The following is a 20,880-nucleotide window of genomic DNA, read 5'->3' as shown; positions in this document are numbered from 1 at the left end:
AACTAGCCTGCAATGACCCCTGCGAACGAAAACGACGAAGCCTACCTCCGCAAAGCAATCGCAGAAGCCAATGACGCCGAAGCCAACGGCGAGGTTCCTGTAGGCGCCATCGTCGTCCATCAAAACAAAATCATCGGCCGCGGTCAGAACCGTGTCCTCCGCGACAACGATCCGACTGCCCATGCCGAGATCGTCGCCCTCCGCCAGGCCGGCCTCTACCTCCACAACTACCGCCTCGAAGACTGCACCCTCTACGTCACACTCGAACCCTGCGCCATGTGCGCCGGAGCGATCCTCCACGCACGCATCACCCGCCTCGTCTACGCCGCACCCGACCCCAAAGCCGGCGCCTGCGGCTCAGTCCTCTCCGTCATGAACCACCCCCAACTCAACCACAAAGTCGAAGTCACCCCCAACCTCCTCGCCGAAGAGTGCGGCGCTATCCTCACAGCTTTTTTTCGCAAACGCCGTCAGGAAAAGTCACAAGCCCGCATCCTACAAAGCGAAGCAGCGACCCGCGACGCGGCGAAGGAGGCACTCATGGCAACAAAAAAGAAGTGGTCCGCAAAGGTAGACACCGACTCAACCCATCCCGATGAGGGCCTCTTCAAAAAGAGCGCCTCTGCAATAGCCAAAGCCCTCGCTACGAAAAAAGTCTCTCCAAAAGGCCCAGCCTCCGGCATGCAGATGCTGAACTTCTACATCAACCGTGCCGGCAAAAACCTAACCCAGGAGCGCCACGCCGAACTAGAAAAAGCGAAAACCCTCCTCTCCGAAATCATCGCTAAAGAAAAACCCGAACCCGCAAAGCCAGCAAAAAAATCCGCAGCAAAAAAAGCTCCAAAGAAAGCAACAAAAAAAGCTGCTGCAAAATCACCCAGCAAAAAATCCACTAGAAAATAGGAGCCGTCAATGTCAGGTCGTCTTGCAGGCAAAGTCGCAATCGTCACCGGCTCCGGCTCCGGCATCGGCCAAGCCATCGCCATCCGCTTCGCCAGCGAAGGCGCCATCGTTGTCGTCGACTACCGCAACAACATAGAAAAGTCTCAGGAAACAGCGTCCAAAGCCGAAGCCGCTGGCGGCAAAGCCATCCTCGTCCGAGCCGATGTCACCAGCCTCGCCGACACGCAAAACCTCGTCGACCAGGCCTACCAGCAACTTGGCCGCTGCGACATCCTCGTCAACAACGCCGGCATCGAAAAAAACGCACCCTTCTGGGACGTCACCGAAGCCGACTACGACGCCGTCCTCAACGTCAATCTCAAAGGCGCCTTCTTCGTCACCCAGGCCTTCGTCCGCCGCCTCCGCGACGCGAAACTCCCGGGCCGCATCATCAACATCTCCTCCGTCCACGAGGACCTCGCCTTCCCTAACTTCTCCTCCTATTGCGCCTCAAAAGGCGGCATGCGCACGCTCATGCGCAACCTCGCCGTCGAACTCGGTCCACTCAACATCACGGTCAACAACATCGCTCCCGGCGCCATCGCCACCCCCATCAACACCAAGCTGATGGAAGACAAACCAAAACTCGACGCTCTTCTGAAAAACATCCCGCTAGGCCACATGGGCGCACCCGACGACGTCTCCGGCGTAGCTCTCTTCCTTGCCTCCGACGACGCGGCCTACGTCACCGGCTCCACCTATTTCGTCGACGGTGGCCTCATCCGCAACTATCACGAGCAATAAATCCAATCCCGACCAACGGAAGGAAGCAACACCGCAACGAACTAGCAAGTAAAGATACACACGCCATGAAGTGGCCGCCCCGCGCGTAGCGGGCCCGTCCGGCAGGACAGCTCTAGCGGGTCGAGTAGTAAGCAGTCAGGTCCGTATTCGGAGGCGTAATATCAAACGCCCGCAGCATCGTGATGATCTGCCCGCGATGATAGGTCGAGTGGTTGATCGCATGCAGCACAATCTGCCACCGGGGAACACAGAAACGCTTGTCGTCCGGCAGCACAGTCAAAAGCTCTAGCGTAAGGTCCGTCTCAGAAGCAGCATCGATCCATCGTCGATACCCATCCCACAACTCCGGCCACAATTGAACAATCTCCTCAAAAGAATGCTCAGGAGCAGAACCGCGCGGCAACTTCTCGTTATCAACTTCGGCCAATCTGCGGAGCCAAACCCGCTCAGCATCATAAATATGGCAAAAAGTCTGCAGAATGCTCGAATGAGAGGCTGCCATCCCTCTTTCCCGCTGCTCAGGCGTAAGAGCAGCACAAGCATCGAGAACCTGCTGAGTCCCCCAGGCAGAGTAGCCGGTATGCGCGAGCAGAAGCTCCTTAAGCTGCGACATATCAGAGATTCTAGTCCCGCCATTCTCCGTCCTCGGCCAGCCACCGGGTAAAATAAAACTCTATGGATCTCACCGTCTACTCCGCCTCCTGGTGCCGTGACTGTCGCGAAGCTAAGCGCTTCCTGACCACCCACAACATCCCCTTCAAAGAGATCGACATCGAGAACACACCCGGCGCCGCCGAACTCGTCATCCAGAACACCGGCAAGCGAGCCATCCCTCAGTTCGTTCTCGACGGCAAGTGGATCCAGCCCTATAAACCGAGCGAAGGCTTCCTCTATGACGAGATGTCCGAACTCTTCGGCGTCTCCCAATAATCAAACTCCTCGAACCCGCAGCAGTCACTCACGATCCACAAGCCACCCGCCCTGCCCTAAAGCTTTTTCCGTTGTCTTTGTTGTTGCAGTTGCCAGTTCTTTTGCTTGTCATCCAGTAGGGATCCGCGGTTGCCGTTGCACTTGCCTTTCCCGAGCCGTTCGCCGTTGCTCTGGTAATAGGTCCCGCAGCCGCAGACTCTACCAATAGAAGGAAACATCATGATCGCCCGCTATACACGCCCCGAACTTGGCCGCATCTGGTCCGACGCCAACAAATATCAGTGCTGGCTCACCGTCGAAGTCGCCGCCTCCCAGGCCCTCGCCAAGTTCGGCCTCGTTCCCCAATCCGCCGCCGACGCCATCCGCGACAAGGGCGCTTTTACCGTCGATCGCATCAACGAGATCGAAGCCGAGGTCCGTCACGACGTCATCGCCTTCACCACCACGGTCGCCGAGCACATCGCCGACCCCGAATCTTCCCGCTGGCTCCACTACGGCCTCACCAGCACCGACGTCGTCGACACCGCGCAATCCCTCCAGATCAAAGAAGCCTCCGCCATCATCCGCGCCGGCATCGTGGCCCTCTCCGAAACCCTGAAAAAGCGCGCCCTCGAGTTCAAGCACACCCCCATCATCGGCCGCACGCACGGCATCCACGCCGAGCCCAGCACCTTCGGCCTCAAACTGCTCCTCTGGTACTCCGAGATGCAGCGCAACCTCACCCGTTTCGACGCAGCCGCCGAAGACCTCCGTGTCGGCAAACTCTCCGGAGCCGTCGGCACCTTCGGCCACCTCAAGCCCGAGCACGAAGAAGCAATTTGTAACCAATTAGGTCTCAAACCCGTTGCCGTCGCCACACAAGTCGTCCAGCGCGACCGCCACGCCGCCTACATCTCTACCCTCGCTGTCCTCGCCAGCACGCTAGACAAGATCGCCACCGAGATTCGCCACCTCCAACGGACCGAAGTCCGCGAGGCCGAAGAGTTCTTCTCCGAAAAACAAAAGGGCTCTAGCGCGATGCCGCACAAGCGCAACCCAATCACCAGCGAACAGATCTCCGGCCTAGCCCGAGTCATCCGTTCCAACGCTCAGACCGCCTTCGAAAACGTAGCCCTCTGGCACGAGCGCGATATCTCGCACTCCTCCGCCGAGCGCGTCATCTTCCCCGACTCCACCATCCTCGCCGACTACCTCCTCGCGAAGACCGAAAACTTAATTGCCAAGCTGCTCGTCTACCCAGCCCGCATGTTGAAGAATCTCGAATCCACCGGCGGCCTCATCTTCTCCGGCCAGCTCCTCCTCGACCTCGCCGAATCCGGCATGTCACGCGAGGATGCCTACCGCCTCGTCCAGGGCCACGCCATGAACTCCTGGAAGAACGATCTCGTCTTCCGCGATGAGATCGCCAAAGTTCCCGAGATCACAGCACGCCTCTTCCCCGAAAAGCTAGCCCGCGCCTTCGACTACAACCGCCAGCTAGCCAACGTCGACGCCATCTTCACCCGTGTCCTCGGCGAATAGATATTTTTCGCAATAGCGAATATCTTCAACATCAGAACTGCATCCATCTGTAATGGAGCATCAACAGTGAAGAGTTTCTTTCGCGAATTAATCCGCTGCGTCGCCACTCTCACTCTATTCGCACTCCCCACAGCCGCACAGAACTCCGACTACGACCAGCCCTACCGCCCGCAAGTCCACTTCTCACCCGCCGAAAACTGGACCAATGACCCCAACGGCCTCGTCTTCTTCCAGGGCGAGTACCACCTCTTCTTCCAGTACAACCCCTACGGCGACCAGTGGGGACACATGAGTTGGGGCCACGCCGTCAGCACCGACCTCCTCCACTGGCACGAGCTCCCCGTCGCCATCCCCGAGCACGACAACACCATGATCTTCACCGGCAGCGTCGTCGTCGATCACGGCAACACCAGCGGCTTCTGCACGCACGGCGACTGTCTCGTCGCCATCTACACCGGCCACACCCAAACACCCCAAGGTGTCCGCCAAACCCAAAACCTCGCCGTCAGCCTCGACAAGGGCCGCAACTGGGCGCAGTACCCCGGCAACCCCGTCCTCGATCTCAAAATGGCCGACTTCCGCGACCCCAGCGTCAGTTGGGACCCCATCGCGCACCATTGGGTCATGGCCGTCTCCCTCCCCAAAGAACACAAGATCCGCTTCTACTCCTCCCCCAATCTCAAAGTCTGGACCCAGCTCAGCGACTTCGGTCCCACCGGCGACATCGACGGCGACTGGGAGTGCCCCGACCTCCTCCAGATTCCCTCCTCCAACGGCGCATCAAGCATGTGGGCTCTCAAAGTCGGTCTCAATCCCGGCGCCCCGCAAGGCGGCTCCGGCGAGCAATACTTCCTCGGCACCTTCGACGGCAAAACCTTCCGTCAATCACGCCTCCGCGGCTCTCACGGCTTGACCAACTACGGCAAAGACGACTACTGCGCCATCAGCTACAACGGCCTGCCCAAAGATCAAAAACCAGTCCTCATCGGCTGGATGAGCAACTGGCAGTACGCCGCCAAGATCCCGACCTTTCCCTACCGAGGCCAGATGAGTCTGCCTCGCCATCTCTCCTACATCAGCGATCAGGCAGGCCTCGCCCTCAAACAAGAGCCAATCATCGCGCCTCTTCGCGGAAAAAATTACGAGCTCTCCGCCTTATCAACCAACACCTCCGCCCTCTACGGAAGCGGCCATACCATCCAGCCTCCCTTCGAAATCCGCCTCAACTTCGGTCATCCCACCGACACCGTCTTCGGGCTCAAAATCTTCTCCGACCAGCAACACTGGACCGAAGTAGCCTTCGACACCGCGAAGAAAGAGTTCTACATCGACCGCACCCACTCAGGCGCAGCCGTCAGTCCGGACTTCCCCACCCGAACCAAAGCGCCACTGGTCACCACTCGCCCCTACGACCTCACCCTCATCGTCGATCGATCCTCCGTCGAGGCCTTCGCCCAGGACGGCACCATCGCCATGACCGACCTGGTATTCCCAGTCGCCAACAATCTGCAGATCCAGATCTTCCCCAACGACGCAAAGCCGATCGACAGCGAAGGACAACTCTGGGAGCTCAAATCGATCTGGTAATCTCTTCGCATCTCTGGCCACGATTGGAAGCAATAAGCAGTGTGTCGATCGGAGTTCTTCATGAAGAAAGCAATCCTCGCACTCTTCGCAAACGCACTGCTCATCACCACCGCAATCGCCGCTACAACCGCAGACGTGATGACACCGATACGTCGACGGCTTCAACAAAGGTGACACAGCCTCCGCCTACGCAGCCTACGAAAAAGACAACATCACCATCGTCGACGAATTTTCTCCCCACCGACGGACCGGCCCCAACGCCGCGCAGGCATGGGCAGCCGACTACGAAAAGCACGCAACAGCAACAGGCGTCACCGACGGCATCGTAAAGTACGACGCTCCCACACGCACCGAAATCGAAGGCGACCTCGCCTACGTCATCATCCCCACCGTCTATCTCTACAAAGAGCACGGCAAACCCATCGCTGAAGAAGGCCAGGCAACATTCGTCCTCCACGCAGAGGCGAGCGGCTGGAAGATCCGCAGTTGGACGAGGTCCGGCGTCAAACCGCATCCGGCAAAGTAGCTCCGCGCACACCGGCAAGCCTGTGCGAAAACCGTCGGCCCGTTATACGATCTCTCTATGAGTGATTTCATTCCAAAAGCAGCTGAAGTTAAGACCCGCGGGCTAAGCCCGAAAGCACAGAAGCTCCAGGCCGCTCGCGAAAAAGCTGCGGCTCAGGCAAAAGGCGGCGACAAATCTCTCGCCACATCGTCGACCGCTTCCGTCAAGGCGAAGGACTCCTTCGCCGGAACTAAAAAAACAACCTTCCAGCGCAAAGCTGTCTAGCAACACGGCACCGGTCGCCCAGGCCGGTGCCTCTACATAATCCTTCCCGCCGAATCGCATCAGACAAGAGCATCATCCAATCGAAGTCAGCCACCTGACTCAAAGGATCTCTCATGTCCCGCACCGCGCTCATCGCCGGAGTCACCGGCATCGTCGGCAACAACCTCGCGCATCAACTCCTCACTAATGGCTGGCAGGTTCACGGCCTCGCCCGACGCGCCACCAACACCATTGACGGAGTCAACTTCATCTCCGCAGATCTCCTCGACCCCACCGCTCTGCGCGCCGCAGTCTCTCATCTCAAGCCGTCGCACATCTTCTTCGCCACCTGGCTCCGTCAACCCACCGAAGCCGAAAACATCCGCGTCAACTCCGCCATGGTGCGCAACCTCTTGGAAGCCGTCGCGCCGGCCGAGTCCGTCCGCCACGTAGCCCTCGTCACCGGCCTCAAGCACTACCTCGGCCCATTCGAGGCCTACGGCAAAGGCAAGCTCCCCGCCACACCCTTCCGCGAAGAGCAGCCCCGTCTCGACATCGAAAACTTCTACTACGCCCAGGAAGACGAAGTCTTCGCCGCAGCAGAGCGCGACAACTTCAACTGGAGCATCCACCGCCCCCACACCATCATCGGCTACGCTCTCGGCAACGCGATGAACATGGGCGTCACCCTCGCCGTCTACGCGAACATCTGTCGCGAAACCGGTCGTCCCTTCCTCTTCCCCGGCTCAGCAGCCCAGTGGAACAGCCTAACCGACATGACCGACGCCAGACTCCTCGCCCGCCATCTCGAGTGGGCCGCAACCACGCCACAAGCACGCGATCAAGCCTTCAACGTAGTCAACGGCGACGTCTTTCGCTGGAACTGGATGTGGCCTCGTCTCGCCGACTGGTTCGGCATCGAATCCGCTCCCTTCCCCGGAGAAGGCACCCCACTCGAGCAGCAACTAGCCGGCACCGAAGACATCTGGCACAACATCGCAAAATCCCACAACCTCATCGAGTCCAACATCGACCAACTCGTCTCCGCATGGCACACCGACGCCGACCTCGGCCGCCCCATCGAAGTCGTCACCGACATGAGCAAGAGCCGCAAACTAGGCTTCCTCGACTACCAGGCCACCGACGACAGCTTCTTCGACCTCTTCGCACGCCTCCGCCACGACCGCATCATCCCATAGAAGGGGAAGAGCAATCATCGCGATTCTAGTGACGATGGTAGAGATGAACTCCATCCAAGGATTCACTCGGGCTGTATTCGGACCAATCTTTAACTTTCAGCGTTCGCATCATTTCTTCGCCTAGCTTGAAATCACCTTTCTGGGGCTTCCCGCTCACGGTGCGGATTATGGTATAGCGGTAGGCATAACCGCGATGCATTGTAGATTTTCTAAAGAAGATCTGCTGTATCGCCTGTCCGTTTTGAGCATAGATGCGAACGTTGTATTGGCCGCTCCCATTTCGAGCCGGATCAAAATCGATTTCTCGTGGAATTGGCTTGTGTTGGTGGGATCCGAGGCTTCCCATTTCTATTGGAGTCATCATTCCAGGATCAAATTCAGGTATACATTTAGCGTCAGCCTCCATTACACAATTGTTTAAAACTCGTTCGATTACGACACTGACTCCAGTTAGGATTTGATCTCCGTCATTATGCAATGTCACCGTTGCATAGTCTGCGCGGGTGCTAACTGGCTCGACATAGCCATATGAATCCCCCCCAGTGATGTTATCGAGGTTGGCCTTGGCTACCTGATTTACAGATCTTGCTGTGTCCAAAATGCCTTGATCTTTTGTCATCATTGCGTCGAAATGAATTCTATTGGCACTTATATCGGCTTCTAGTTTTTCGGCGATCCCTTCGAAGCGGTTTGCCTGTTCGCAGGCTGCTTTTCTTTGTTCTGCATCTCGCTGAATCTGATCTTGGTAAATTGAGTCAATTTCGAGACCTACTAAAACAAACATCAACAACGTCCAAATCGCTTTCTCATGTCGGAATAGAGTTTTTTCGCCCCTGAACCACGGTACAGCAACGCCCACCAACCCGAAACATGCGACGACAACTCCGACGGGAAGGTGCAGATTCCACCAGCGGTGAATAAGCTCAGGACATGTGGTCATGGCCTTATAGTCTCACTCATGCACTTTAGTAATGCGTTCTAAGTTGCTTCGGTCCTCATGTTATCCAGCTACTTGCGGGTATTAGCAAAGAAAGAGAAGCGTCCAAGTCATCATGATGAGTCAGACACTCATCCAAATCGTAGACGCAGCCGTCGCCGACGCCTACCAACGCGGCGGCCATCACCTCGTCTGCCACCCCGGCTGCTCGCAATGCTGCATCGGAGTCTTCCCCATCGCCCACGAAGACGGAGCACGCCTGCGTGAAGGCCTCGCCGCACTAGAGCAAACCGACCCAGCGAAAGCAACACGCATCCACACCCGAGTCAAAGACGCACTCACCCGCCTAGACCCCTGGTTTCCCGGCGACCTCAACACCGGCATCCTCAACGAAGACCACGAAGCCGCCATCCTCTTTGAAGAGTTCGCCAACGACGAGCCCTGCCCCGTCCTCGACCTCACCACCGGCACCTGCGACCTCTACGAACATCGCCCAATCCTCTGCCGCACCTTCGGCCCACCCATGCGCAGCGAAGGCGACAACGGCGAAGTCAACCTCGCCACCTGCGAACTCTGCTTCATCCACGCCACCACCGAAGAGATCGCCGCCTGCGAACTCGACCCCACCATCCCCGCGCAGGAAGAAGCCAGCAACGAAGCCTTCAACACCGCCCACAACCGTCACGGCCAAACCCTCATCGCCTACGCGTTACGTTCTCCCGCCCCGCTCCCCTGAGAACCTTTCAAAACATCGTCATCACGACCGAATCCATGCAGTTTTATCGCATGGCGAAGTGGAGAGAGCGCCGTATCTCGCCTTGTTTTTTTCTACCGTCGGTAAACCAGCGCGGATCGATTTGCTGTCAAGCCTCAATCCTCACGCACCGACGCAGTCCATCGCACGAAACGCCAACAAACAAAAGATTTACGCCGCAAAAATAAACCCGCAGAAGTTGGCGTATTAGTTTGCTTCGATCCGATAAAATTGAACTAGAAGATATAAGAGCAGTGGCCCAGCGAAATTGTTGGGCCATTTTTCTTTCACCACGAAAGAAACCTCGACTAACCCTATTGTTTGGACGAATTTGGACGCAAGTCCTTTATTTAGACAAATTTGCACCTAGCCGCACCGCGCAAACCACTCAAAATAAATAACTTACACGCGGGCAATATGGGGGGGGTACCCTCACCGATCAGCGATAATGAAACCCGTGCCAGAACCGACCAACATCACGTTAGCCGTCACCGGAGCCAGCGGCAGCATCTACGCCGCCGAGATCCTCCGCGCCCTCGCCACCGACACCCGCGTCACCAAAATCAACTTCGTCGCCTCCGACAGCGCCCTCCGCGTCTTCGCCGAAGAGCTTCACCTCAGCGGCCGCAACGACCTCGCCGAAAAACTCCTCGGCGCTCCCTGCCCCAAACTCCAGCAACACGCCGAAACCGACATCGGAGCCAACATCGCCAGCGGCAGCTACCCCACCGGCGCGATGATCGTCCTACCCTGCTCCATGGGCACCCTCGCGTCCATCGCCAACGGGCTCGCACAAAACCTCATCCACCGCGCCGCCGACGTCTGCCTCAAGGAAAACCGGCCACTCATCCTCTGCATCCGCGAGACACCATTCAACCGCATCCACATCCGCAACATGCAGCTAGCCTCCGACGCAGGAGCCACCATCTTCCCCGCCATCCCCACCCTCTACAACCACCCGCAAAGCACCGAAGAGATGGCGCGTAACTTCGTACACCGGGTCCTCGCCCACCTCGGCCTGCCCCAACCCAACGCCTACCAGTGGCAACCCGACTAGAATCAGATCCCTCCGACCAAAGGGAGGAAACATCACTCGCCGATACAAGGTATAAAAGTCACGAAGTGACCGCCCCACGCGCAGTGGGCCCGTCCGGCAGGACGCCCCACAACTTTTTAATATCCCGCGGGAAAAGTCCTCTCCCCACCACGCATCGGCGGCTGCGACCGCAAAAACTCAACGGTCCCCTCAAGCACTGGCTTCGCACACTCCGCCGGAGCCAGGTGCCCGCACCCCTCGATAATGTCCAACACAGACTGCGGCACACTCCGATGAATCGTCTCTCCTGAAGCCAACGGAATCAGCTCATCCTTGGAGCCCCACACGACCAACATAGGCTGCGAAATATTATGTAACCGAAAATCTAACAAATCTCGCCCGGCAACCATCGAAGCCGTACTCCGATTCACCACCCAAGCATTCCGCTGCAACTTCCGCACCATCGCCTCCGCTGCAAAGTCAGGAACGTTCCGAGGATTCGGCGTCAACATCGAGATTAGTTTCCTCACACCCGCGACATCGTGGGGAGTAAACAGATCCGGCTCGAACGTAGCCGGAAAATACACGCCCGCGCTGTCATACACAATCAGCCGGTCTACCATCTCCGGATGATCCAGCGCCAGCTTCATCACGATCCACCCACCCATCGACCATCCACCAACATCCGCTCTCGGAACATGCACCGCCTGCATGAACTGAGCCACCGTCTGCTCCTGCAACGAAATCGAGTAACTCACATCCGGCTTCGGCGACCTTCCATACCCCAGCAGATCCGGTGCATACACATGGAATCCCTGCGCTGCCAGCGCCGGAATCATCGCCCCCCAATCCTCACCCCGAGCGCCCAGCCCATGCACAAGCACCAGCGGCGTCCCACCTCCGCCCGCCGGCCCAGCTTCGAAATAATGAAGCCTATATCCCCCAGCCTCGACGTACCCACTCTTCACGCCCTGACGCCAAAGATGAAATCGAGTATGCTGATCCGCAACCCAAAGCGGATACCGATAAAAGATCAACCCGGCCGCGACAACCACAAGCAAAAGAAAAGCCACAACGCGCAGTGCAAGCTTCATAGCCCAGTCTTCTCCGCCTCACACCTTCAGTGGCTTGCCAAACTCTTCTCCAAACACCGTATGTCCCATCTCAAATCGCCCGCCATCGAACTTATCCGGGCCATTCACATGTCCAATCGCCAGCAGCGCCACCACCCAATAACTCAACGGAAGCCGCAGCACTTCATGCACCTTGTCCTGCTCGAACCCCTCCATCGGCGCAGTGTCGTATCCCATCACCTCGGCCATCAACAGCATGTGCGTAAACGCCAGCATCACCTGCTTATTCAACCACCCCTGCATCTGCCCGCTACTGAAGCTCGACATGTAATTCGGAACGCTGCTCTGTGCCTGCGCCGCATAACTCTCCGGCATCCCACCCTTACGCCCCTTCTCCAAGATCAGATCCAAATCCTTCCGCCACCCATCACTATCACCGCAGGCCACAATCACCACCGAAGCCTCTTCGACCTTACCCTGGTTATAGCTCGCGCCCCGCAGCTTCTTCTTCTGCTCCGCCGACTGCACCACCACAAACCGCCAAGGCTGAAGATTGTATCCGCTCGGTGCATGTAACCCCGCATCGAGAATCTGGCGCAGGTCCTCCGGCGGCATCGGCGTTCCATCAAAACTCGGCGTCGCTCTACGTTCCTGGATTGCCTGACTCAGTGTCTTTTTTAATTTTGTCATTGTTCTCTTTCTTGCCTATCAATAGAGTGCCAGTTATAACCTGGAAGGTGAGTCATCCTACCCTGCATCTCTTACCGTCCCGCGAAACGATTTTCAAGATATCACTACCTGATCAAACATTCGTCTGAAGACCGCTAACCGTCCTCAGTGGATCTGGCTCATCGCCTCTTCGGTCGCAAATGCGCTCTGACCGGGAGCCTCTGCAATCATCCACACGCCGTGAAACGGCTTCCGCAACTCCGGATACGCAGCCAGAAGCGCAGTCATCGCATCCGAGTTATGCTTCCTCGCAGTTGCCGCGTCTCCCATCTGCTCCACCTTCAAATGCGCCGTGACGTCCACCTTGTCATTCCCCAGCGAGTCATCCACACCCAACCCGGTAAAGCGGTACTCCACTCCATCTGGCCCCTTCACCACCAGCGGCGACTCTGCACTCACGCCCTCCGACAACGCAGGTGGCGCCGCCGCAGTCTCCTCAGCCTTCAATTTCTCCAGATGCGTGCTCTGAATAAAGTTCGCAGGCCGCAGCAGACTCTCCGCCTGCTGGTAGTAGAGCCACGCATTCCAATGCTCTTTCTGCGCCTTCATCAAACGCGCCTGCGTCCAGTACCAAAGCCCGTCATGACCCGCCGCCAGCAAAGGCTTCGGATAAAACCCCGCCATCACCCACTGCCCCTGGTCTTGCCGCAGCAGAAACGACAACCTCCACGGAGCAGCGCCATCCGGAACGTCCACCATTGCAAACCCATAGCGCCCCGGTGCCAGCCCCGAAATAATAAAATCCGCCTCCGCCTGCGTCTTATTCAGCGAACAGAAAAACTGTGCATCCGGCACCGACCCATCAGCAGCACGCTTCAGTTCAGTCCCATCCAGCAGATAAACCTGTTCCACCTTCAGCGAGCCACCCTTCACATGCGCCGCGGTGCCGTTCACAACTTCGCCAATACCACCAAAATCCTTGGCATATTCCGCTGCGGTAGCCGCACGCAGACCGTTCACGTCACCGGCCTGAACCTTCCCAGCCAGCCCCCGCGCCGCTGCAACTAAAGCCTCTCGCTCTGCACCCGTCATCTGCGACTGTGTCGTGCACACCTCTGCCGACGCGACCCCACCCACAAGTAGCCCTACCGTCAGCAATCCAATCTTCAGTCTCATTATCAAGTCCGCCATCGATCTATTACAGAACCTAAATACGCATTTGAGACAAGCAAAAGAGCTTCCCCAGTCTACAGCTACTCTCACTACATCCAACAGCCGAAGCCTTAGTCCAGCGTCTCCCAGCTGCGAAGCGCGTGTTCATACATCTCCATATTGACGCGTTTGCCGCGAAACTTTACGCCCTCCATACCTAGTCGGAACCGCTGTTCCGCCGCAGCTTCACCCCGTAGCTTGATCTCGCCTCCAGCGCCGACAATGCGCTGCCAGGGCAGTCCCTGAAGAGGAGCGTCGCGCAGCAACCGTGCCACCGCACGATGGTACAAAGGATAGCCAGCCGCCGCAGCCACCTTGCCGTAAGTTGAAACCTTCCCCTTGGGAACCGAACGAATGATGCGACGAAAAGCCACATCTCGTTGCTCGTCTTCACGTAGCGACTCTTTCAGAATTCTTCGTTTCAGGTTCTGCGGAACAACCGCTGCACGCATGATCAAAACTCTATCAGAGCCTCAACCAGAGCACAGACGCACGGAGCAGCTCACCTCGCTCGTCCAAAAGCCCGGCAAGCCAGCCATCCGATTCACGGAAATTCGGCTCGCGCAGCTCATCCACGATAAACTGTACAACAGCTCTTCGCGGCGATGACGTTTCTTCGCCGCAACGCGTCCTACAACTACATGCAGAGCATCGGGCCAATTCGTTTCGTCCTCTATTTCAGCTTCGCGTCCGCCGCCCTGCTGTCAGCGCAGTCTGCCCCCACTGCTCAGCACAAACCCTCCGCGAGCGTTCAGTCCGCGTCCACCCTGCCGCCAACTCCCCCCACCACTGAACCCACGGTCCCGCTCACTCCCTCCCAGCAACAGCCAAAGCGCGCTCAGGTCATCTTGGCTAACGGCAGCCTCTCAGTCTCGGCCGACAACTCCAGCCTCAACCAGATCCTTCGCCAAATCTCTCACGACACCGGCATCAAGATTACAGGAGGCGTTACGGATGAGCGCGTCTTCGGGAAATACGGTCCCGCCGCGCCAGGTCAAATTTTAGCCGAGCTGCTGGACGGCACAGGCAGCAACATGATCCTCGTGAAACATGACGGAGATGCCGCGCAAGAGCTCATCCTCACCCCACGTCAGGGCGGTCCAACTCCACCCAACCCGAACGCCGGCGCTTCCGACGACAAAAACGAGTCCGACGACTCTCAACCGCAACAGGCTCCCGAACCTCAGCCCGCCGCCGAAGCGGTTCCTGAACGCAACAGGACCGCGCCGCCAATCGTTCCCGCCGCGCCGGGCACATACACGCCCGCAGACGCATCCCAGCCAGACTCCCCCAATGGAGTCAAAACGCCCCAGCAGATATACGAGCAGCTCCAGCATCTCCGCCAGCAAACCCCGCCCCAATAGCCTTCAACTTCGAATAGGCAGCAACCGGCAACTGTCATTTCGGCCAGACTCGGTCTGCGAGACCATTGAATTTTAAGATTTGTCGATTGAATACTTGATATGCACCGTCCGGAGGAAGCGGAAGGCGCTGTTTCGATCTTCTAAGAGTCGATAACTTTAGCTCTTTGCAACCTGCGCAGTCGCCGCCAATCGACGGGCCGCGTTTCCCGCCACCTGACGGGCATGCATGTGGAACGCGCTAAACATGGCAATACAAACCCCATAAGCCACCAGAACACCCACAGCCATCGAAGCCAACACCGCACAGACCAACATAATCGACGTCATCACACCCAACCCTCGAATTCACAAGTCGCCAGCCTTTTTCCGGCGACTGAACTTTTTACATCTCGGCTATTGTTGCAAACTTACGTGCCATTACAATGACCCGAAAGTGGCTGATGTTGTTCCTTCGGATACATAATTCCCATTCCGGGGTTGCACCGCCCGAACCAGCCCTCTCACCCGCCCGTAATGCCTCCCCCGAAAATGCCGTATTCTAGAGACTTGGCCGAACACCGCCACAGAACTCACATGGGCATTACACACATCACCGTCCGCGGCGCTCGCCAGCACAATCTGCGCAACGTCGACGTCAGCATTCCGCGCAACACCCTCACCGTGGTCACCGGCCTCTCCGGCTCCGGAAAATCCTCCCTCGCCTTCGACACCATCTACGCCGAAGGCCAACGCCGCTACGTAGAAACCCTATCGGCGTACGCCAGACAATTCTTAGATCAGATGGAGCGCCCCGACGTCGACGCCATCGACGGCCTCTCCCCCGCCATCTCCATCGAACAAAAAACCACCAGCCGCAGTCCCCGCTCCACCGTCGGCACCATCACCGAGATCTACGACTACCTCCGCCTTCTCTACGCCAGCGTCGGCCAGCCCCACTGCCCCAACTGCCACCGCCCCATCACCCGCCAGTCCGCCGAACAAATCGTCGAACGCATCGCCGCCCTCTCTCCCGGCGAGCGCATCACCGTCTACGCCCCCATCGTCCGCGGCCGCAAAGGTGAGTTCCGCGAAGAGCTCGAAGCCCTAGACCAGCAAGGCTTCCGCGCCCGCATCGACGGCGAGATGACCGAGCTCACCGAAGGCATGCGCCTCGAAAAGCGCAAAAACCACACCATCGAAGCCGTAGTCGACCGCATCATCCTCAAACCCCTCCCAGCCGAAGCCCGAGAGCCCAACACAAACGCAGCCCTGGCCAACGCCGTCCCCAAATACGACACCCGCCGGCTCGAGACCTCCGTCACCAAAGCCCTCCAGATGGCCAACGGTCTCGTCCTCATCGGCATCCAGAACCCCAACACCCGCGAGCAGGAAGAGACCCTCTACTCCTCCTCGATGGCCTGCCCCGACTGCGGCATCAACGTCCCCCGCCTCGAGCCCCGCAGCTTCTCCTTCAACTCCAACTACGGCGCCTGCCCCAACTGCCACGGCCTCGGCAGCATCTACGACTTCGACCCCGCCAAAACCATCACCGACTGGTCCAAGCCACTCCTCGACGGCGCCATGGGCCCAGGCTCCGGCTCTGCCTACCTCCTCCGCCTCATCAAGCTATTCGCGGAAAAAACCAAAATCAACATCAAGGTCCCTTTCGAAGACCTCACCACCGAGCAGCAAAACCTCTTCCTCTACGGCCCACCCCGCTCCGAAGCCGGACGCACCGGCTTCCATGGCATCTTCGAATACCTCCGCTCCAACCTCGAAGACACCAAATCCGAGGGCTACCGCGAGTACATGATGCAGTACATGTCCGCGACCATCTGCCCCGTCTGCAAGGGCCGCCGCCTCCGCCCCGAATCCCTCGCCGTCACCGTCAACGGCGCATCCATTGCCGACTTCACCGCTCTCCCTCTCGAGCGCGCCCTCACCTCCGCCCGCAACATGAACTTCGTAGGCCGCGATCGCATCATCGCCGACCGCCTCCAGCGCGAGATCATCGAGCGCCTCGAATTCCTCAACGCCGTGGGCCTCGGCTACCTCGCCCTCGACCGCTCCGCCGCCACCCTCTCCGGCGGCGAAGGCCAGCGCATCCGCCTCGCCACCCAAATCGGCTCCAAGCTCCGCGGCGTCCTCTACGTCCTCGACGAGCCCTCCATCGGCCTCCACCAGCGCGACAACCAGCGCCTCATCAACGCCCTCGAAGACCTCCGCGACCTCGGCAACACCGTCCTCGTCGTCGAGCACGACGAAGACACCATCCGCAAAGCCGACTACGTCCTCGACCTCGGCCCCGGCGCCGGAAAAAACGGCGGCTACCTGATAGCCGACGGCACCCCGCAACAAATCATGGACAACCCCGCGTCCATCACCGGCCAATACCTCGCCGGCAAAATAGAAATCGTAGCCCGCACCGAACCCCGCGCCCTCACCAACAACTGGGTCACCGTAGAAAACGCCCACTCCCACAACCTGCAAAACGTCACCGCCCACTTCCCCCTCGGCGTCATGACCGTCATCACCGGAGTCAGCGGCAGCGGCAAGAGCACCCTAGTCAACGACATCCTCTACCGCTCCCTCGCAAAGGAACTCTACGGCTCCCGCGAAGAGCCCGGCCAGCACGGCAAAGTCATCGGCATCGACCAGCTAGACAAGGTCATCCAGATCGACCAATCTCCCATCGGCCGCACACCACGCTCGAACCCCGCCACCTACACCGGCGTCTTCACCGCCATCCGCGACCTCTTCGCCATGCTCCCCGAGTCGCGCGAGCGCGGCTACAAACCCGGCCGTTTCTCCTTCAACGTGCAAGGCGGACGCTGCGAGGCCTGCCAGGGCGAAGGCCAGCGCCGCATCGAGATGAACTTCCTCCCCGACGTCTACGTGCTCTGCGAAGTGTGTAACGGACGTCGTTACAATCAGGAAACCCTCTCCGTAAAATTCAACGGCTACTCCATCGCCGACCTCCTCGATCTCCCCATCGCCGACGCCGTCCCGATCTTAAAAGACATCCCAACGGTAAACATCAAGCTCCAAACGCTAGTAGACGTAGGCCTCGGCTACATTCACCTGGGCCAATCCGCCACCACCCTCTCCGGCGGCGAAGCCCAGCGCATGAAACTAGCCCGCGAGCTCAGCAAGCGCCAGACCGGCCGCACTCTCTACCTCCTCGACGAGCCCACCACCGGCCTCCACTTCGACGACGTCAGAAAGCTGCTCGAAGTTCTCCACCGCCTCACCGACCTCGGCAACACCGTCGTCATCATCGAGCACAACCTCGACATCATTCGCAACGCCGACTACATCCTCGACATGGGCCCCGAAGGTGGAGAAGGCGGAGGCCGCATCATCGCCCACGGTACGCCCGAGCAGATCGCCACCGTCGCCGCCTCCCACACCGGCAGCTTCCTCGCCCGCTACTACACCTCCCACAACTCCAACTTCGCCAGCCGCAACGGCACCAGCCACGCCGGCCCCCAGCCCGCAACCATCGCCGCCCGCGCCGACGCGACCAAACAACCAAAGGGCAAATTCATCGCCCCCGAAAAGAAAACCGGCCTAGCCAAAGCCAGCGCCACCAAACCCGCGGAAAGATCCCCCAAAAGCATCAAGCCAAAACCCGCAAACAAGTCCACAATAAGCACAGCATCTTCGACCAAAGAATCCGGAAAGAAAGTACCGCCCGCAAAACCGGTCCCGCGCACGAAAAAAGCATGAGCGATCTCACCCCGACCCCCGCTACCTCAGCCCAGGAGAACGCTCCGTCCCAATCGGGCGAAGTGCGCCACACGACCACGTTCTTTCTCCCACCCGCATCGCCCGACACACGCAGCCAATCCGACGCTCCCGTCGTCCGCCCCATCCTCCCCGAAGGCGAGGCCATCCTCCAGCCTCCCATGGACAACACCCCCAACGACGCGCCCGAAGACGCCCCCCACCGCATCCCAAACCTCGGTCACGCGCTCCTCTTCCTCGCCATCACCGGCCTCTTTCTCTTCCTCACCCAGTTCCTCATCCTCGGCTTCGCGCACCCCTCCGCAATCGGCAACAAAGCATCGGCGATCTCTTCGATCCCACCCAAACTCCTCATCGGCACCGAGGCCCTCACCTACATCCTCGCGCTTGCCGTCTCCTGGTTCGTCTTCCCGCTTCTTTGGAAACGCCCCTTCCCCACCGGAATCGACGCCAACCCCGACGCTGCCCGACGCAACGCCCTCCGCCTCATCCCCCTCGGCCTCACCCTCTCCTTCGCAGTGCAGGCCATCTCCACCGTCATCGCCATCCCCAAAGACATCCCCATGGACGACTTCTTCCGCACCCCGTCCGATGTCTGGCTGGTCACCCTCTTCGGTATTTTCCTCGCTCCGCTCTTTGAAGAGATCCTCTTCCGCGGCTTCCTCCTCCCCGCCGTCGCCATCGCGTACGATTGGCTCTCGCTCCCCCGCACCCCAGCGGCCCGCGAGTTCTGGAACTCCAACAACAAAATCTCCACACCCGCTTACGTCTTCTCCGCCGTCTTCACCAGCATCCTCTTCGCCTTGCTCCACGGGCAGCAGACAGCCTTCACCTGGCCCGTCATTCTGTTGCTCTTCTGCGTCTCGCTCATCCTCAGCGCCGTCCGCATTCGCCTCCGCTCGGTCCTGGCCTCCACCCTCATCCACGCCAGCTACAACTTCACCATCTTCCTCACCGCCTTCATCGCCACCGGCGGCTACCGTCACCTTGACCGCATGAACCGCTAGCCCCCCGGGCCCAGAAGTAGTCGTCCTGAACGCAGTGAAGGATCCCTGTATTTCGCTTTTCGCCAGCGCAGAAAACGAGGCCCGAAAGGCAGGTTTCAACCTAACTTGCCCCTCGTGACCGCTTTGCAACAGAAATCGCTAGGAAAAGCTATCGTCTAAAATCAGAGGCGACCATGACACCCGATAGCCGCACCACCCTCCTCAATCTCATCGCCACCCACTCCTTCAAGCTAGGTGACTTCACCCTCGCCAGCGGCCAGAAGTCGGACTACTACATCGACTGCCGCATCACCACCCTCCACGCCGAAGGCGGCCGCCTCTCCGGCCTCGTCCTCTACGACGTCATCCGCGAGATTCTCCCCAACCCAGAAAAGATCGAAGCCGTAGGCGGCCTCACCATGGGCGCCGACCCCCTCGTCTCCAACACCGCCAGCGCCAGCGCCTGGGCTCTAGCCGACTACAACGAGATCGCCCAACTCTCCGAAGCGCTCGAACTCGATCCCGACGAACGCAGCGACGAAGGCCCCGCGCCCACTCTCATCCACGGTTTCCTCGTCCGCAAGGCAGAAAAAACTCACGGTACCGGCCGCCGCATCGAAGGCTTCCTCAAACCCGGCGCCCACGTCATCATCGTCGACGACGTCTGCACCACCGGAGGCTCCACCATCACAGCAATCGAAGCCACTCGCGAGGCCGGCATGCACGTCGCTGGAGTCCTCTGCCTTGTAGACCGCGAACAGGGCGGCCGCGCCAACATCGAAGCCGCGATCCCAGGCGTCCCCTTCCACTCCGTCTTCACCGCCTCCGACGTCCGCGCCGCTCACATCGCTCAGCAAAAATCGAGATGAGCGCAGCGGACCAACAATCCAAAGCACTCGCCTTCCTGCGCATCTCCATCGGCCTCATCTTCCTCATCTTCGCCGAGTACAAACTCACCAGCACCAGGTTCATCCGAACCGGAATGGCCCAGTACATCAACCAGTTCCTCAACGAAGGCTCCTACCCCTTCATTCGCCCCTTCCTGAGGAACGTCATCCTCCCCCACACCGTCTTCTTCGGCACAATCGTCAGCATCTCCGAACTCCTTATAGCTCTCAGCCTTATCACTGGAGTCCTGGTCCGCTGCGCGAGTCTAGGCGGTCTGACCATGATGCTGGTCTTACTCTTCTCTTCGAACTATCCCGGTCCCCAGGCACCCTTCTGGGAGTTCTTCGGCGCCTCCCTGGAACACTCCGTTCTCTCCCTCTGTTTCATTGCTCTGCTGATCGCTCCCTCCACTCATCGCTGGGCTCTCCTCCGCTCCAAACAGTAAGCAATCCCAATCCGCTCTAGACGAAATCTATGCTCCGGCCCGACCCATCTCTCAAAGCCGAGTCGAGAGAAGATTTGCGTTATTTTCTTGACTGACCT

22 protein-coding genes are annotated in these 20,880 nt (G+C 59.0%); 14 read left to right on the top strand and 8 right to left on the bottom strand.

Annotation, left to right across the window (positions count from 1 at the left end; genetic code table 11):
- Positions 1–12 precede the first annotated feature (12 nt).
- Entirely contained in the window at positions 13–903 is an 891-nt protein-coding gene (tadA, locus tag RBB76_RS17595) for a tRNA adenosine(34) deaminase TadA (protein WP_429628997.1), read from the top strand.
- A 9-nt stretch (positions 904–912) separates the two neighbouring features.
- Positions 913–1,686, top strand: a complete 774-nt coding sequence (locus tag RBB76_RS17590) for an SDR family NAD(P)-dependent oxidoreductase (protein WP_429628996.1) — start codon at positions 913–915, stop codon at positions 1,684–1,686.
- 112 nt (positions 1,687–1,798) lie between these two features.
- Here the strand turns inward: RBB76_RS17590 and RBB76_RS17585 are convergent, their stop codons facing one another.
- Positions 1,799–2,299, bottom strand: coding sequence for a DinB family protein (locus tag RBB76_RS17585; RefSeq protein ID WP_429628995.1), 501 nt, complete (start codon positions 2,297–2,299; stop codon positions 1,799–1,801).
- A gap of 62 nt (positions 2,300–2,361) precedes the next feature.
- On the opposite strand from RBB76_RS17585, the gene RBB76_RS17580 reads away from it, so the two are divergent.
- The 3 genes from RBB76_RS17580 to RBB76_RS17570 all read left to right on the top strand — a co-directional run bounded on the left by RBB76_RS17580 (position 2,362) and on the right by RBB76_RS17570 (position 5,724).
- Positions 2,362–2,616 carry a glutaredoxin family protein gene (locus RBB76_RS17580; RefSeq protein ID WP_429628994.1) on the top strand — a complete coding sequence of 85 codons (255 nt, stop codon included), beginning with the start codon at positions 2,362–2,364 and terminating at the stop codon, positions 2,614–2,616.
- Between the two features lie 219 nt (positions 2,617–2,835).
- Complete coding sequence (purB, locus tag RBB76_RS17575) at positions 2,836–4,137, top strand: adenylosuccinate lyase (RefSeq protein WP_429628993.1); 1,302 nt, start codon at positions 2,836–2,838, stop codon at positions 4,135–4,137.
- A gap of 66 nt (positions 4,138–4,203) precedes the next feature.
- On the top strand, positions 4,204–5,724 hold the full coding sequence (locus RBB76_RS17570; RefSeq protein WP_429628992.1) for a glycoside hydrolase family 32 protein: 1,521 nt from the start codon (positions 4,204–4,206) through the stop codon (positions 5,722–5,724).
- 121 nt (positions 5,725–5,845) lie between these two features.
- On the opposite strand, the gene RBB76_RS17565 is transcribed toward RBB76_RS17570, so the two are convergent.
- Positions 5,846–6,238, bottom strand: a complete 393-nt coding sequence (locus tag RBB76_RS17565) for a hypothetical protein (RefSeq protein WP_429628991.1) — start codon at positions 6,236–6,238, stop codon at positions 5,846–5,848.
- A 69-nt stretch (positions 6,239–6,307) separates the two neighbouring features.
- Here RBB76_RS17565 and RBB76_RS17560 point away from each other — a divergent pair, with 69 nt between their 5' ends.
- Complete coding sequence (locus RBB76_RS17560) at positions 6,308–6,514, top strand: hypothetical protein (protein WP_429628990.1); 207 nt, start codon at positions 6,308–6,310, stop codon at positions 6,512–6,514.
- A 113-nt stretch (positions 6,515–6,627) separates the two neighbouring features.
- A complete protein-coding gene (locus RBB76_RS17555) occupies positions 6,628–7,692 on the top strand; it encodes an SDR family oxidoreductase (RefSeq protein WP_429628989.1) in 1,065 nt (354 codons plus the stop codon).
- A gap of 25 nt (positions 7,693–7,717) precedes the next feature.
- On the opposite strand, the gene RBB76_RS17550 is transcribed toward RBB76_RS17555, so the two are convergent.
- Positions 7,718–8,632 carry a hypothetical protein gene (locus RBB76_RS17550; protein ID WP_429628988.1) on the bottom strand — a complete coding sequence of 305 codons (915 nt, stop codon included), beginning with the start codon at positions 8,630–8,632 and terminating at the stop codon, positions 7,718–7,720.
- 112 nt (positions 8,633–8,744) lie between these two features.
- Here RBB76_RS17550 and RBB76_RS17545 point away from each other — a divergent pair, with 112 nt between their 5' ends.
- Together RBB76_RS17545 and RBB76_RS17540 are read left to right on the top strand one after the other, a co-directional pair.
- A complete protein-coding gene (locus tag RBB76_RS17545; protein WP_429628987.1) occupies positions 8,745–9,365 on the top strand; it encodes a YkgJ family cysteine cluster protein in 621 nt (206 codons plus the stop codon).
- A gap of 466 nt (positions 9,366–9,831) precedes the next feature.
- Complete coding sequence (locus RBB76_RS17540; RefSeq protein WP_429628986.1) at positions 9,832–10,440, top strand: UbiX family flavin prenyltransferase; 609 nt, start codon at positions 9,832–9,834, stop codon at positions 10,438–10,440.
- Between the two features lie 116 nt (positions 10,441–10,556).
- Here RBB76_RS17540 and RBB76_RS17535 read toward each other — a convergent pair whose 3' ends face one another.
- From RBB76_RS17535 to RBB76_RS17520, 4 genes are all read right to left on the bottom strand, one after another.
- Positions 10,557–11,513 (bottom strand): alpha/beta fold hydrolase, encoded by a 957-nt coding sequence (locus tag RBB76_RS17535; protein WP_429628985.1) that lies wholly within the window; start codon positions 11,511–11,513, stop codon positions 10,557–10,559.
- Between the two features lie 18 nt (positions 11,514–11,531).
- A complete protein-coding gene (locus tag RBB76_RS17530; RefSeq protein WP_429628984.1) occupies positions 11,532–12,182 on the bottom strand; it encodes a nitroreductase family protein in 651 nt (216 codons plus the stop codon).
- A 144-nt stretch (positions 12,183–12,326) separates the two neighbouring features.
- On the bottom strand, positions 12,327–13,337 hold the full coding sequence (locus RBB76_RS17525; protein ID WP_429628983.1) for a hypothetical protein: 1,011 nt from the start codon (positions 13,335–13,337) through the stop codon (positions 12,327–12,329).
- Positions 13,338–13,444: 107 nt separating this feature from the next.
- Entirely contained in the window at positions 13,445–13,825 is a 381-nt protein-coding gene (locus tag RBB76_RS17520; protein ID WP_429628982.1) for an MGMT family protein, read from the bottom strand.
- 153 nt (positions 13,826–13,978) lie between these two features.
- Here RBB76_RS17520 and RBB76_RS17515 point away from each other — a divergent pair, with 153 nt between their 5' ends.
- Entirely contained in the window at positions 13,979–14,737 is a 759-nt protein-coding gene (locus RBB76_RS17515) for a hypothetical protein (protein WP_429628981.1), read from the top strand.
- Positions 14,738–14,893: 156 nt separating this feature from the next.
- Here RBB76_RS17515 and RBB76_RS17510 read toward each other — a convergent pair whose 3' ends face one another.
- Entirely contained in the window at positions 14,894–15,067 is a 174-nt protein-coding gene (locus RBB76_RS17510) for a hypothetical protein (protein ID WP_429629662.1), read from the bottom strand.
- Between the two features lie 243 nt (positions 15,068–15,310).
- Here RBB76_RS17510 and uvrA point away from each other — a divergent pair, with 243 nt between their 5' ends.
- The 4 genes from uvrA (at position 15,311) to RBB76_RS17490 (ending at position 20,782) form a co-directional block, all read left to right on the top strand.
- Positions 15,311–18,445, top strand: a complete 3,135-nt coding sequence (gene uvrA, locus RBB76_RS17505) for an excinuclease ABC subunit UvrA (protein ID WP_429628980.1) — start codon at positions 15,311–15,313, stop codon at positions 18,443–18,445.
- Positions 18,442–19,470, top strand: a complete 1,029-nt coding sequence (locus RBB76_RS17500; protein WP_429628979.1) for a CPBP family intramembrane glutamic endopeptidase — start codon at positions 18,442–18,444, stop codon at positions 19,468–19,470. Before uvrA ends, RBB76_RS17500 begins: the two co-directional genes overlap by 4 nt.
- Before the next feature lie 173 nt (positions 19,471–19,643).
- The gene (locus RBB76_RS17495; protein WP_429628978.1) at positions 19,644–20,318 is read left to right on the top strand and encodes an orotate phosphoribosyltransferase; all 675 of its coding nucleotides are present in this window, start codon (positions 19,644–19,646) and stop codon (positions 20,316–20,318) included.
- Positions 20,315–20,782 (top strand): DoxX family protein, encoded by a 468-nt coding sequence (locus RBB76_RS17490; RefSeq protein WP_429628977.1) that lies wholly within the window; start codon positions 20,315–20,317, stop codon positions 20,780–20,782. The genes RBB76_RS17495 and RBB76_RS17490 overlap by 4 nt, the downstream gene beginning before the upstream one ends.
- Positions 20,783–20,880: the final 98 nt, after the last annotated feature.

Origin of the sequence: Tunturiibacter psychrotolerans (genome assembly GCF_051013365.1) — a bacterium.
Taxonomy (GTDB): Bacteria; Acidobacteriota; Terriglobia; order Terriglobales; family Acidobacteriaceae; genus Edaphobacter; species Edaphobacter psychrotolerans_A.
Note: the sequence above shows the minus strand (reverse complement) of the source record. Positions and strands in the feature narration are given on the sequence as shown.

Coding starts and splice junctions, on each gene's coding strand:
- tadA (WP_429628997.1), top strand. CDS start 13: ATGACCCCTGCGAACGAAAACGACGAAGCCTACCTCCGCAAAGCAATC.
- RBB76_RS17590 (WP_429628996.1), top strand. CDS start 913: ATGTCAGGTCGTCTTGCAGGCAAAGTCGCAATCGTCACCGGCTCCGGC.
- RBB76_RS17585 (WP_429628995.1), bottom strand. CDS start 2,299: ATGTCGCAGCTTAAGGAGCTTCTGCTCGCGCATACCGGCTACTCTGCC.
- RBB76_RS17580 (WP_429628994.1), top strand. CDS start 2,362: ATGGATCTCACCGTCTACTCCGCCTCCTGGTGCCGTGACTGTCGCGAA.
- purB (WP_429628993.1), top strand. CDS start 2,836: ATGATCGCCCGCTATACACGCCCCGAACTTGGCCGCATCTGGTCCGAC.
- RBB76_RS17565 (WP_429628991.1), bottom strand. CDS start 6,238: ATGCGGTTTGACGCCGGACCTCGTCCAACTGCGGATCTTCCAGCCGCT.
- RBB76_RS17560 (WP_429628990.1), top strand. CDS start 6,308: ATGAGTGATTTCATTCCAAAAGCAGCTGAAGTTAAGACCCGCGGGCTA.
- RBB76_RS17555 (WP_429628989.1), top strand. CDS start 6,628: ATGTCCCGCACCGCGCTCATCGCCGGAGTCACCGGCATCGTCGGCAAC.
- RBB76_RS17550 (WP_429628988.1), bottom strand. CDS start 8,632: ATGACCACATGTCCTGAGCTTATTCACCGCTGGTGGAATCTGCACCTT.
- RBB76_RS17545 (WP_429628987.1), top strand. CDS start 8,745: ATGATGAGTCAGACACTCATCCAAATCGTAGACGCAGCCGTCGCCGAC.
- RBB76_RS17540 (WP_429628986.1), top strand. CDS start 9,832: ATGAAACCCGTGCCAGAACCGACCAACATCACGTTAGCCGTCACCGGA.
- RBB76_RS17535 (WP_429628985.1), bottom strand. CDS start 11,513: ATGAAGCTTGCACTGCGCGTTGTGGCTTTTCTTTTGCTTGTGGTTGTC.
- RBB76_RS17530 (WP_429628984.1), bottom strand. CDS start 12,182: ATGACAAAATTAAAAAAGACACTGAGTCAGGCAATCCAGGAACGTAGA.
- RBB76_RS17525 (WP_429628983.1), bottom strand. CDS start 13,337: ATGAGACTGAAGATTGGATTGCTGACGGTAGGGCTACTTGTGGGTGGG.
- RBB76_RS17520 (WP_429628982.1), bottom strand. CDS start 13,825: ATGCGTGCAGCGGTTGTTCCGCAGAACCTGAAACGAAGAATTCTGAAA.
- RBB76_RS17515 (WP_429628981.1), top strand. CDS start 13,979: ATGACGTTTCTTCGCCGCAACGCGTCCTACAACTACATGCAGAGCATC.
- uvrA (WP_429628980.1), top strand. CDS start 15,311: ATGGGCATTACACACATCACCGTCCGCGGCGCTCGCCAGCACAATCTG.
- RBB76_RS17500 (WP_429628979.1), top strand. CDS start 18,442: ATGAGCGATCTCACCCCGACCCCCGCTACCTCAGCCCAGGAGAACGCT.
- RBB76_RS17495 (WP_429628978.1), top strand. CDS start 19,644: ATGACACCCGATAGCCGCACCACCCTCCTCAATCTCATCGCCACCCAC.
- RBB76_RS17490 (WP_429628977.1), top strand. CDS start 20,315: ATGAGCGCAGCGGACCAACAATCCAAAGCACTCGCCTTCCTGCGCATC.